Below are 12237 nucleotides of genomic sequence, written 5' to 3'. Positions count from 1 at the left end.
AAACCTCGCTCCGTCATGCCGGACTCGTTCCGGCATCCACCGGTTCGCATCACCCAGAGCCGTTGGTTTGCGGCACGGTGGACCCCGGAACAAGTCCGGGGTGACGAAGATGAGTTCTGTTACAGCCCGATCAGGCTGATCTGGCGACCATAGGCCGCTTCCCCGCGATGAGTCGCGCGGCGGTAGCTGAAGAAGCGGCCCTCTTGCGGATAGGTGTCGAGTCCCAGCGCCTCGATCCGGCCGATGCCGGCGCCTGCCAGACGCGCGACGACGTAGGATTCGAGGTCGAACTGGTGGCGACCGTCGCGGCCGTCGGCAAAGAACCGCTCGTTCTCGGGATCGTCCTCGCAGAAGCGGCGCAGGAAGCCGGCATCGACCTCGTAGCTGGCGCGCGCGATGCACGGGCCGACCGCGGCGACGATGCGCGAACGGTCGGCACCGATCGCTTCCATCGCGAGGATCGTCGCGTCGGTGACGCCGCCGAGCGCGCCCTTCCACCCGGCATGCGCGGCGCCGACGATGCCGGCCGAGACGTCCGCGAACAGTACCGGCGCGCAGTCCGCGGTGAGGATGCCGAGCAGGAGCCCCGGCAAATTGGTGACGAGCGCGTCGGCGCGGGGGCGGACGCCGTCTTCGAGGGGGGCGAGGATGGTGACCGCCTCGGCCGAATGGATCTGGTAGACGGTCTGCAGCGCCGCGCCCGGCAACACCGCCTCGGCGGCGAGCAGCCGGTTGCGCGTGACCGTGGCGACGTCGTCGTCCGAGCCGATCCCGACGTTCAGCCCGGCGAACATGCCCGTCGACAGGCCGCCGCGGCGGCCGAGAAAGCCGTGCGCGACGCCGTCCAGCGCCCTGGCACGGATGACCTCGACGGGAATCGATGGGGTTTCGGGAGTCACAGCATCAACCTCATCACTTCGTCGCGGTCGATCTGCGTGCCGGTGTGGAACGCATAGTCGCCGACATGGACGAAGCCATAGCGTTCGTAGAAACGGCGCGCGCGCGGATTGTGTTCGAAGACCGTCAGGAACAGCGCCGGCGCACCGCGGGCGCGGGCGGTGGCGATCGTCCAGTCCATCAACCCTTGCGCGACGCCTTGGCCGTGGCGGTCGGCGACGACGTAGAGCTGGCTGAGCTGGAGCGCGCCCGGCTGGGTGGCGGCCTCGACGACCCAGGGCTGGGTGAGCTTGGCATAGCCGACGATCCGCCCGTCCTCGACCGCGAGACGGAAATGGATCGCGGGGTCGGCAAGGTCGCGGAGCAGCGCGCCGTCGGGACCATAGGCGGTGGCGACATAGGCGGCGATGTCGGCGGCGGGGGCGGTGTGGGCAAAAGTCGCGATCCAGATTGCGCGCGCCATCGCGTCGAGCGCGGGGCCGTCGGCGGACGTCGCATCGCGATAGGCGGTCATGCGCCTGCTCCCGTGAATGCGGCCGGCATGGGCCAGGTGGGCGCGGTGAGCGCGAGCGCCTTGAACAGCGTGCCCATGTCTTCCATCAGCCGGCGGCGATCGGCCATCAGCTGCTCGCCGCGATCGGGCGTGGCGCGTGCGAGCGCCGAGGTGCGCGTATCGATGCCGAGCCCGCCGAGCAGGTCGCGCTGCGTGACCGGGCCCCAGGCGACCGCACCCTGCGCCTGCGCGGCGGCGGCGAGCGTGGTGAAGTCGACATGCGCGGTGAGGTCGTGCTCGCCGGGCGCCTCGAACGGGTTGGCGAAGGCGTGGCTGCGGACCGCCTGCAGTGTGTCGCCGAGGGCGGGGCCTTCATAGCCATAGTCGATGGCGAGGAACCCGCCGCCCTGCGCGACGAGGCGGTCGGCGAGGGCGCGGATGACGGCGACCGCAGCGGGGGCGGATTCGAGGATCGATCCGGCGGGCGCGTCGCGCAAGGGTTCGGGGATGACCGAGTCGGGGAGCGCCTTGCCCGCGATCGGGAGGAACAGCGTGTCCTGCGCGGCGACGAGGCGTTCGTGCCAGGCCTCACGCTTCACGAGCTGGCGGATCGGCAGCGCGTCGAAGAATTCGTTGGCGACGACGATCAGCGGGCGATCGGCGGGGAGCGTGGCGATCGTGTCGTGGAAGGTCGCGGCGGGGACCGCGCGTTCCTGCGCGGTACTCAGCGTCGGGCTGGTCTCGACGAAATGGACCTCGGGGACGAGGCCGGCCTTCGCCATCGCGCGAAGCGCGTCGGCGGCGAGCGTGCCGCGGCCGGGGCCGAGCTCGACCCAGGCGATGTCGGGACGACCGGCTCGGTCCCACAGGTCGGCGCACCACAGGCCGATCAGTTCGCCGAACATCTGGCTGATCTCGGGCGCGGTGGTGAAGTCGCCGGCGGCGCCGAGCGGGTCGCGAGTGGCGTAATAGTGCGCGTTGGCGGCGGCCATGTACTGCGCGATCGAGACGGGGCCCGCGAGCGCGATCGCGCGGGCGAGGCGTTCGGGGAGGGCGGTGTCGAGGGGGGTAGGGTCTGTTCCCCTCCCGCTTGCGGGAGGGGCTAGGGGAGGGCTTGTTTCGGGCATGATGCGCGAGGACATGCCCTCCCCCGACCCCTCCCGCAAGCGGGAGGGGAGTTTTGGGCAGCCCTCCCGCAAGCGGGAGGGGAGTTTAGGCGACGCTCTGCGAGCCGGCGATCGGTTCGACGCGGACGCGGCGGCGTGCGGCGGTGAGGATCAGGTACAGGCCGCCGAGGATCATCGGGACGCAGAGCCACTGGCCCATGTGCAGCCCGGTCTTCTCGGCGAATTCGCGCAGCTGCGAATCGGGTTCGCGGAAGAATTCGACCGTGAAGCGCGCAAGGCCGTAGCCGAGCACGAACAGACCGACGAGCTTGCCCGGGTCGTAGCGCGCCTTGGTCTTCCAGAAGGCGAACCACAGGAGTGCGAACAGCGCGATGCCTTCGAGCCCGGCCTCGTAGAGCTGGCTCGGATGGCGGGCGGGTTCGGTCAGGCCGAAGGCGACGGTGCGTTCGAACACGATGCCCCAGGCGACGTCGGTCGGCTTGCCCCAGAGCTCGCCGTTCACGAAATTGGCGAGGCGCCCGAAGAACAGCCCGAAGGGTACGCAGCACGCGATATAGTCATGCACGCGCAGCCAGTTGAGCTGGTGCTTGCGCGCGAACAGGATCAGCCCGAGCGAGGTGCCGATGACGCCGCCGTGGAACGACATGCCACCGTCCCACAACCGCAGGATCCGCAAGGGGTGCAGGAACATCTCGGGCGCGTAGAACACGACATAGCCGAGCCGCCCGCCGAGGATGATGCCGAGCGTCGCGTAGAAGACGAGGTCGTCGGCATGGCGCCGGGCCATCGGCGCGCCCGGCTGGGCCAGCAGCTTCAGCAGATACCACCAGCCGATCAGGATGCCCGCGATATAGGCGATCGAATACCAGCGCAGCGTGAAGAAGCCGAGCGTGAACACCTCGGGCCGGAGCGGCAGATCCGCGAAGTGGACATGCGTGTCGGCGGTGGCGACGGCCGCAGCGAGGATGGTCGGTATCAAAGGCTTTTCCCCAAGGGTTCGCGCCTGCATAAAGGCGGGCAACAAGAAGACCAAGCGGAGAGAGATATGCGGACCGAACTGGACCAGGCGATGGAATCGACCATGGCTGCGCTCACGGCGGCCGACGGACCGCTCGCGCTGGGCCGGGTCGAACGATACGGGATCACGCTGCCGACGATCGGCACCGCGCCGCCGGCACTTCCCTATTATTTCGCGCATTACGCGAACGAGCACCGCGATCTCGTCTTCCTGGTGGCAGGCCAGGAGCGGCTGACGTTCGGCGAGGTCCATGCCGCCGCGACGCGGGTGGCGCGCGCGCTGGTATCGGCGCACGGCGTGACGAAGGGCGAGCGGATCGGCATCGCGATGCGCAATTCGCCGTCCTGGATCATCCTCTACATGGGGATCGTGATGGCTGGCGGCATCGCGACCCTGCTCAACGGCTGGTGGCAGACCGAGGAGCTGGAGGCGGCGATCGCGGAGGTCGATTGCCGGATGGTCTTCGCCGATCCGCCGCGGGTGAAGCGCATCGCCGCGATCGCTGGCCTGAGCGCGGAGGTGATCGAGATCTGCGACATGGAGCCGATCGCGGTGGCGCTGGCGCCGCTGTTCGACGCCGACGACGATGCCGCCGAACTGCCGATCCTCGGCCCCGACCATGCCGCGACGATCCTGTTCACGAGCGGTTCGACCGGGTTGTCGAAGGGCGCGCTGTCGGATCACCGCGCGATCACGCAGGGCGTGTTCAACTATCTGGCGCAGACGCTGATGATGGTCGGGATCGCGACCGCGCAGGGGAACCCGCCGACGGGACAGCCCTCGACGCTGCTGACGATCCCGCTGTTCCACGTGACCGCGGAGGTCACCGTGTTCCTGCAGAGCATCGCGATGGGGCGGAAGGTCGTGATGATGCCAAAATGGGATGCGCGCGAGGCGATGCGGCTGATCGAGGCGGAGGGAATCACCTATTTCGTCGGCGTGCCGCTGATGAGCTTCGAGATCCTGACGCATCCCGACCGCGCGAACTACGACCTGTCGACGGTCACCGATTTCGGCTGTGGCGGCGCACCGCGCCCGGTCGATCACGTCCGGCGGCTCGATGCGGAGATGGGCGGGAGCTCGCCGCTGATCGGCTATGGCCTGACCGAGACCAATGCGGTCGGCACGGGCAACTGGCGCAGCAACTATATCGCCAAGCCCAATTCGGCGGGGCGACCGTCGGCACCCTTGAGCGACCTCGCGATCCTCGACGATGCCGGGCGTCCGGTGCCGCAGGGCGAGCGCGGCGAGGTTGGGATCCGGTCGGTCGTCAACTTCCGCGAATATTGGAACCGGCCCGAGGCGACCGCGGCGGCGTTCACCGCCGACGGCTATTTCCTGACCGGCGACGTCGGCTATCTCGACGAGGAGGGCTATCTGTTCATCGTCGACCGCAAGAAGGACATCATCATCCGCGGCGGCGAGAATATCAGCTGCCAGGAGGTCGAGGCGGCGCTGTACGAGCATCCCGGCGTCGCCGAGGCGGCGGTGTTCGGGCTGGCCGACGAGAAGTTCGGCGAGGTGCCGGGCGCGGTCGTCCACCTGCGCGAGGGCGAGCAGGCGGGGCAGGACGAGCTGCGCGTGTTCCTTGCCGAGCATATCGCGGCGTTCAAGGTGCCGCAGCGGATCTGGATCTCCGATGCCGCGCTGCCGCGGTTGGGGACGGAGAAGATCGACAAGGTGTCGCTGCGCGCGACGTACCGCGCGCTGGCGGCGGCGAACGCCGCGTGATCGTCTGAGATGGCCCCTCCCCGGCGAAGGCCGGGGTCCAATTGGGGGACCTCCGTGATGGCCGGCGGCGCTCCGTTAAAGCCACCTCTCCAATTGGGCCCCGGCCTTCGCCGGGGAGGCAGGGGAGGCTGGTGTCTCTACTTTCCACGCTTCGCCGCCAAGGATAGAGCCCTGCCATGGCGAACGGGATCAACAGGCGCAGGCTTCTCGTCGGGGGCGGTGCGGGCGTCGGGTTGCTCGTCGCGTGGGGCCTGTGGCCGCGCAGCTATGCGCCCAACCTCGTGGCGAATCCCGGGGAGGCGCTGTTCGGGGCGTGGCTGAAGATCGGGACCGACGGGCATGTCACGGTCGCGGTGCCGCAGGCCGAGCATGGCCAGGGCGTCTATACCGCGCTGGCGCAGATCGTCGCGGACGAGCTGGGGGCGGACTGGCGGACGGTCGGGGTCGAGCCGGCGCCGCTCAATCCGCTCTATGCCAATCCGCTGGGCGTGAACGACCTGTTCGAGGGGCTGTTCTCCGCGTTGCCGGCGGACGCGCCGATTTTGACCGGTGGGTCCAGTTCGATCCGGATGTTCGAGACCGCGTGCCGCGAGGCGGGGGCGGCGGCGCGGGCGCTGTTGTGCAGGGCGGCGGCGGAGCGCTGGGACGTCGACTGGACGCAGACCCGGGTCGAGGCGGGGTTCGTCGTGCACGGCGCCAAGCGGCTGCGCTTCGCCGAACTCGCCGAGGTGGCGGCGGGGGGCACGATCCCCGATCCGCTGCCGCTGGGCATGCATGGCGCGGGCAAGCTGGTCGGCACGTCCGTCCCGCGGATCGACGCGCCGTCCAAGGTCGACGGGTCGGCGAATTTTGCGGGCGACGTCCGGCTGGCCGACATGGTGCACGCTGCGATCCGGCAGGGACCGGCAGGCAGCCGGCTGACCCGGGTCGACCGCGCGGCGGCGGACCGCATCCGCGGCGTGCTGTCGGTGGTCGAGAACCCGCGCTGGGTCGCGGCGGTCGCGACGACCTGGTGGGCCGCGCAGCAGGCGCTCGATGCGCTCGCGCCGCGGTTCGAAGGCGGCCGCGCGGTCGACAGCGCGTCGATCGACACGGCATTGACGACCGCGCTCGGCCAGCCCGGCACGCGGATGGCGAAGGTCGGCGATGTCGACGGCGTGTTCGAGGGCGCCCGCCTGGTGACCGCGGAATACCGCGTGGGGCTGGGGCTGCACGCCGGACTCGAGACGCCGAGCGCGACGGCGGCGTTCCGCGACGGCCGGCTCGAACTCTGGCTGGCGACGCAGGCGCCCGGGCTCGCGCGCGCCGCCGCCGCGCGGGCGGCGGGGCTGTCGGACAGCGCGGTGACGGTACACCCGATGCTGGTCGGCGGATCCTTCGGGGCCGCGCTGGAGCATCACGTCGCCGAACAGGCGGCGGTGCTCGCGATGACACTGAAGCGCCCGGTCGCGCTGGTCTGGTCGCGCGGCGAGGACAGCCTGCACGATCGCTATCGCCCCGCGGCACGGGCACGGATGGCGGCGCGGCTGGCGCCGAACGGCGCGATCCTCGGGTGGAGCGCGAAGATCGCGGCGCCGTCGACGGGTGCCGAGCTGGCGCGGCGGCTGATGCCCGGGCTGGCGACCGAGGCCGCGGTCCGCGTTGCGCGCGGCGATCGTCATGCGGTCGCGGGCGCGATGCCCGCCTATCGCATGCCTGCCGTTGCGATCGACCATCACGCCGCCGATATTGGCGTCGCGACCGGGCATGTCCGCGGTGGTGCACACGTATCGAGCGCGTTCTTCACCGAGTGCTTCCTCGACGAACTGGCCAAGCTCGGCCATTCGGAGCCGATGTCGTTCCGGATCGGCATGCTCGGCGGCAACCCGCGGCTCGCGCGCTGCCTGTCGACCGCGGCGTCGCTCGGCGGCTGGGACGGCGGGGTGCCGGGCAGCGGGCAGGGGATCGCGTGCCACGCGTTTCGCGGCAGCTATATCGCGGTGCTGGCCGAGGCACACATGGGCGACGACCGGCGGCCGGTGGTCGACCGGCTGGTCGCGGCGGTCGATTGCGGCGCGCAGATCAACCCCGACCTGGTCCGCCAGCAGATCGAGGGCGGTTTGATCTTCGGGATGGCGAACGCACTCGGCGCGGCGACCGGGTTCACGCGCGGGCTGGCCGATGTCCGCGGGTTCGACACGATGCGGATCCCGCGGCTGGCCGACACGCCCGACATCACGGTCGAGCTGATCCGCAGCGACGAGGCGCCGGGCGGAGTCGGCGAACTCGGCGTTCCCGCGGTCGCGCCGGCGATCGCGAACGCACTGCAATCCGCAACGGGCTATCGCATCCGCGATTTGCCCCTAAATACGATGGCATGACGCCCCCCGCCGACCACCCGCCGATTCCGCGCCCGAAGATCGGCGTGCTGCTGATGAACCTCGGCACCCCCGATGGCCCCGACGTGAAGTCGGTGAAGCGCTATCTCGGCGAATTCCTGTCGGACCGGCGCGTCGTCGAACTGCCGCCGATCGCGTGGCAGCCGATCCTGCGCGGGATCATCCTCAATACGCGGCCCAAGAAGTCTGCGCATGCCTATGGCCTGGTGTGGCGCGAGGACGGATCGCCGCTCGCCGCGATCACGCGGTTGCAAGCGGCGGCGCTGAAGGATTCGTTCGGGCCCGACGTGCTGGTCGACTGGGCGATGCGCTACGGCAATCCGGGGATCGCGGTGCGGTTGCAGGCGATGAAGGATGCCGGGTGCGAGCGCATCCTGCTCGCACCGCTGTATCCGCAATATTGCTCGGCGACGACCGCGACCGCCAACGACAAGGCGTTCGCGCATCTGGCCGGCATGCGCTGGCAGCCCGCGATTCGCACGCTGCCGCCCTATCATGACGATCCCGCCTATATCGACGCGCTGAAGCAGTCGCTCGAGGCGGGGCTGGCCGGGCTCGATTTCGAGCCCGACGCGATCGTCGCGAGCTTCCACGGCATGCCGAAGCGGACGCTGGAACTGGGCGATCCCTATCATTGCCACTGCCAGAAGACCGCGCGGATGCTGAGCGAAGCGATGAACCGCGAGCTGACCGTCGCGTTCCAGTCGCGGTTCGGGCCGGCGAAATGGCTCGAGCCGCCGACCGACGACACGCTGGTCGCGCTCGCGCAGGCGGGTAAGAAGAAGTTGGTGATCTTCGCACCCGGCTTCTCGGCGGATTGCCTGGAGACGCTGGAGGAACTGTCGATCCGCGGACGCGAGAGTTTCGAGGAGGCGGGCGGGACGCACTTCGCCTATCTGCCATGCCTCAACGACAGCGCGGTCGGCATCGCTATGCTGCGCACGCTTCTCGTGCGTGAGCTTGAAGGATGGCTAAAGCGCGGTTAGCTTTACGCAAAATAGACTAGGAGAGAGATATGGCACGCGTCGCAATCGTCACCGGCGGTACGCGCGGGATCGGTGAGGCGATCAGCCTGGCCCTGAAGGACATGGGCATCTCGGTCGCCGCCAACTATGCGGGCAACGACGAGCGGGCACGCGAGTTCACCGAACGCACGGGGATCCCCGCCTATCGCTGGGACGTCGGCGACTATGAAGCGTGCCAGACCGGGTGTGCGCGGGTCGCGGCCGAACTGGGCGATATCGACATCGTCGTGAACAATGCGGGCATCACGCGCGACGGCACGATCCTCAACATGAGCTACGAGGACTGGAAGGCGGTCATCGACACCAATCTGGGTGGCTGCTTCAATATGGCCAAGGCGGTGTTCCCGGGCATGCGTGCGCGCAAATGGGGGCGGATCGTCAATATCGGGTCGATCAACGGGCAGGCCGGGCAGTACGGCCAGGTCAACTACGCCGCGGCGAAATCGGGCATTCACGGCTTCACCAAGGCGCTGGCGCAGGAAGGCGCGCGTGCCGGCGTGACGGTCAATGCGATCGCACCGGGGTATATCGATACCGACATGGTCGCCGCCGTGCCCGCCGACGTGCTGGAGAAGATCGTCGCGCGGATCCCCGCGGGGCGGCTGGGCCAGGCGAGCGAGATCGCGCGCGGGGTCGCGTTCCTGTGCGCCGAAGAGGGCGGGTTCGTGACCGGATCGACGCTGAGCATCAACGGCGGGCAGCATATGTACTGACGGGCGATGCGCGCTGCCAACGGCAGTCGCGCAGCGCCCGGCACGGCCGGCGGGTCGGGCCTACCCGACCCGTCCGACGAGAGACGACGGCTTTGCCGGCGTCCGGCCCGGACGACCGGGGTGCACAGTTAAGCCGCCGCCCCGCGTAAACCAACGCTCGACCAGCGCTGCGGACATCCATCCCGCGACAAGCGTCGCGACGAAGAACGCTGCAGCCTGCGGCGGAGTCCGCGTCGGCATGATCCACAGCAGCGGGACATGCCACAGGTACATCCCGTACGAGACCCGCCCGACGACCTGCAGCGGGGGCCAGGCGAGCAGACGCGGCGGATCGGCGACGACCAGCACGGTCGCGACCTCGGCGAGCGGCAGGACGTACAGCCACCAGTCGAACGTTCTCACGCCGACCATGATCGCGACCAGCAGGGCCAGTGCGACGGGCCCGCGGCGGGCCGAAATCGGCTGGAGCGCCAGCGCGCTGCCCAGCAGCAGGCCGGTTGCGTGCAGCGGGGTGAAATAATAGGTGCCAGCGCCGCCGACCATCGCAGGCCATGCGAATCGCAGCGCGGTGAGGCAGACCCACGCCACGCACAATAGCCGCGCGGCGCGGTGCCGGCCGAGTCGCAGCAGCGCGGGCACGACGAACGGCCAGGCCAGGTAGAATTGCGCTTCGACCGCCAGCGACCAGGTGTGGGACAAGGGCGTATCCGCGGGCCAGACCGTCTCGCGCAGATTGGTGAGATACAGGAACGCCGTCGCCGCATCGAACCAGCGACGGTCCGCGGACTGCGGGTAGAGCCAGGGCGCGACCAGCAGGTAGGCCAGCAGCAGGCAGGACAGCGCGGGCAACAGCCGCCGCAGCCGCCGTGCGAGGAAGGCGGGGCGATCGACCGTGCCGGTGCGCTCGGTCTCGTCGGCCAGCAGGCCCGTGATCAGCCAGCCCGACAGCACGAAGAAGATGTCGACGCCGAGCGACCCGCCCCCCGCGAACCAGAGATTGGCGTGGAAGGACATCACCGACAGGATGGCGACCGCGCGCAGGCCGTCGAGTGCGGGGATCCTCATGGCACGCGTGTACCGGGAAGGCGCGAAGGGAGCGTTAATGCGGTTGGTCCGAGCGGACCGGGACGAACAAGAGGCCGGTCTCCTTCTCGGAAACCGGCCTCCGCCCTCGATACGCTACGCGAGGGAACTGGGGAAACTGGGGTGCGGGGCGGGACGACGGCAAAGCCGCCGTCTTTCGTCGGACGGGTCGGCCTAGGGCCGACCCGCCGGCCGTGCCGCCGCCAAGGCGGGCCTTCCCGCCTTAGCGGCGGCAGTACCTGGGGTTGTCCGACTTATCGATCGCGCGGCCAGCGAGGGCGCCACCCGCTGCGCCGAGGACCGCGCCGAGCGTCCGGTCGCCGCGGCCAGCGACGGTGTGACCCAGCAGGCCGCCGGCGAGCGCACCGACGATCGTGCCGCCGCTGTTGTCGCAGCCGCCGCCGCGACGACGGTTGTAATAGCCGCGGTCGCCACCGCGATAATCGCGATACCCACGGTCGTAGCCGCCGCGATCGTAGCCACCACGATCGTAGCCGCGCTCGTAACCGCCGCGATAGCGCTGCGCATCGGCAGCGACCGGAACCAGGGCGGTGGCGGACATCGCGAGGGCGCTCGCGGCGAGGGTAAAAGTCTTGAACATTGCGCGTCTCCCGTTGGGGATGTCCGGAACCGCGTCGGCGGCCCTTCGATCTTCGATGACGTCCTTCTGGGCGATTCGCATTGAGCGAACCCTGAATGCGCTCGTTATCCATTGTTCATGCACGCCGGGTCTCTAAGAGGCCGGGATGCGCCGCCCGCTCACCCTGTTGCTCGTCGCCGGAACCGTGCTGGCGATCGCGCCGGGCTGGACCGGTGAGGTGCGCCTGCCGCTGCTCGGCCGGGCCGCGAATCTGTCCGTCGCACCTGTCGCGCTGGACGAGGGCGACTCGGCGCGGACCACAGTGGGGGCGCTGACGTTTCTCGGCGGGGTCCACCTGACCAGTCGCGACCCGGCGTTCGGCGGCTATTCGTCGCTGGCGGTGGCGGGCGACCGGTTCATCCTGCTGAGCGACGGCGGCAATGCGGTGAGCTTTCGCATGGGGGCGGACTGGCGCCCGGCCGATATCGGCTTCCGCAACCTGCCGGGCGGGCCGGGCGAGGGGTGGCAGAAGGCCGACCGCGACAGCGAATCGATGGCGATCGACCCGCGCACCGGCACGATCTGGGCAGGGTTCGAGGGCGCCAACGCGATCTGGCGCTATGCGTCCGGCTTCGCGCGGGTCGAGGGGCATGTCGCGCCCACCGCGATGGCGAAATGGGACGTCAATGGTGGCGCCGAATCGCTGGCGCGGCTGCACGACGGCCGGTTCCTGACGATTTCTGAGACGACCCGCGGGCCGCGCGTCGCGGTGCCGCGGCGGCGAGGGCGGCAGGCGCTGATCTTCGCGGGCGATCCGCTGAAGGACAGCCGACCCGCGGTGCGCTTCACCTACATGCCGCCCAACGGCTATGATCCCTCGGATGCCACCGAGCTGCCCGACGGGCGGTTGCTGGTGCTCAACCGCGCGTTCAGCCTGCCGTTCGTGTTCACCAGCATCCTGGTGCTGATCGACCCGCGCGAGGTTCGCGAGGGCGCGACCGTAACCGGACGCGCGATCGCGACGCTGGCCCCGCCGCTGATCCACGACAATTTCGAGGGGGTCGCAGCGACCCGGGGCACCGGGCGCGATGCGGGCGCGACGATGTTGTGGCTGGTGTCCGACGACAACCAGGCCGCGCCGCTCGAGCGCACGTTGCTGTTGAAGTTCCGCCTGAACGGCTGACCCAAACGA

At 69.7% G+C, this 12237-nt stretch carries 11 protein-coding genes; 5 read left to right on the top strand and 6 right to left on the bottom strand.

Annotated elements, in window-relative coordinates; genetic code table 11:
* Window positions 1-119 precede the first annotated feature (119 nt).
* The 4 genes from pgeF to lgt all read right to left on the bottom strand — a co-directional run bounded on the left by pgeF (window position 120) and on the right by lgt (window position 3496).
* Window positions 120-899: a peptidoglycan editing factor PgeF gene (gene pgeF / locus FSB78_RS13335; protein ID WP_242008273.1), complete on the bottom strand. Its 780-nt coding sequence runs from the start codon at window positions 897-899 to the stop codon at window positions 120-122.
* On the bottom strand, window positions 896-1411 hold the full coding sequence (locus FSB78_RS13330) for a GNAT family N-acetyltransferase (RefSeq protein WP_147083100.1): 516 nt from the start codon (window positions 1409-1411) through the stop codon (window positions 896-898). Before FSB78_RS13330 ends, pgeF begins: the two co-directional genes overlap by 4 nt.
* Window positions 1408-2532 (bottom strand): class I SAM-dependent methyltransferase, encoded by a 1125-nt coding sequence (locus FSB78_RS13325; RefSeq protein ID WP_242008272.1) that lies wholly within the window; start codon window positions 2530-2532, stop codon window positions 1408-1410. The genes FSB78_RS13330 and FSB78_RS13325 overlap by 4 nt, the downstream gene beginning before the upstream one ends.
* Window positions 2533-2602: 70 nt before the next feature.
* Complete coding sequence (gene lgt, locus FSB78_RS13320; RefSeq protein WP_338419977.1) at window positions 2603-3496, bottom strand: prolipoprotein diacylglyceryl transferase; 894 nt, start codon at window positions 3494-3496, stop codon at window positions 2603-2605.
* A gap of 66 nt (window positions 3497-3562) precedes the next feature.
* Between lgt and FSB78_RS13315 the strand changes: the two genes are divergently transcribed.
* From FSB78_RS13315 to phbB, 4 genes are all read left to right on the top strand, one after another.
* Complete coding sequence (locus FSB78_RS13315) at window positions 3563-5266, top strand: class I adenylate-forming enzyme family protein (protein ID WP_199743181.1); 1704 nt, start codon at window positions 3563-3565, stop codon at window positions 5264-5266.
* 176 nt (window positions 5267-5442) lie between these two features.
* Entirely contained in the window at window positions 5443-7626 is a 2184-nt protein-coding gene (locus tag FSB78_RS13310; protein ID WP_147083098.1) for a xanthine dehydrogenase family protein molybdopterin-binding subunit, read from the top strand.
* Entirely contained in the window at window positions 7623-8630 is a 1008-nt protein-coding gene (gene hemH / locus FSB78_RS13305) for a ferrochelatase (protein ID WP_147083097.1), read from the top strand. The genes FSB78_RS13310 and hemH overlap by 4 nt, the downstream gene beginning before the upstream one ends.
* Before the next feature lie 29 nt (window positions 8631-8659).
* Window positions 8660-9382 carry an acetoacetyl-CoA reductase gene (phbB, locus tag FSB78_RS13300; protein WP_147083096.1) on the top strand — a complete coding sequence of 241 codons (723 nt, stop codon included), beginning with the start codon at window positions 8660-8662 and terminating at the stop codon, window positions 9380-9382.
* Window positions 9383-9442: 60 nt separating this feature from the next.
* Here phbB and FSB78_RS13295 read toward each other — a convergent pair whose 3' ends face one another.
* Both FSB78_RS13295 and FSB78_RS13290 read right to left on the bottom strand, forming a co-directional pair.
* Window positions 9443-10447, bottom strand: a complete 1005-nt coding sequence (locus tag FSB78_RS13295) for an acyltransferase family protein (RefSeq protein WP_147083095.1) — start codon at window positions 10445-10447, stop codon at window positions 9443-9445.
* 241 nt (window positions 10448-10688) lie between these two features.
* Entirely contained in the window at window positions 10689-11066 is a 378-nt protein-coding gene (locus FSB78_RS13290; protein WP_147083094.1) for a glycine zipper 2TM domain-containing protein, read from the bottom strand.
* A 145-nt stretch (window positions 11067-11211) separates the two neighbouring features.
* Here FSB78_RS13290 and FSB78_RS13285 point away from each other — a divergent pair, with 145 nt between their 5' ends.
* Window positions 11212-12228, top strand: a complete 1017-nt coding sequence (locus FSB78_RS13285; protein ID WP_147083093.1) for an esterase-like activity of phytase family protein — start codon at window positions 11212-11214, stop codon at window positions 12226-12228.
* Window positions 12229-12237 lie beyond the last annotated feature (9 nt).

Origin of the sequence: Sphingomonas ginsenosidivorax, from assembly GCF_007995065.1 — a bacterium.
In the GTDB taxonomy this organism is placed as follows: domain Bacteria; phylum Pseudomonadota; class Alphaproteobacteria; order Sphingomonadales; family Sphingomonadaceae; genus Sphingomonas; species Sphingomonas ginsenosidivorax.
This window is presented reverse-complemented; position numbering and strand designations above follow the sequence as displayed.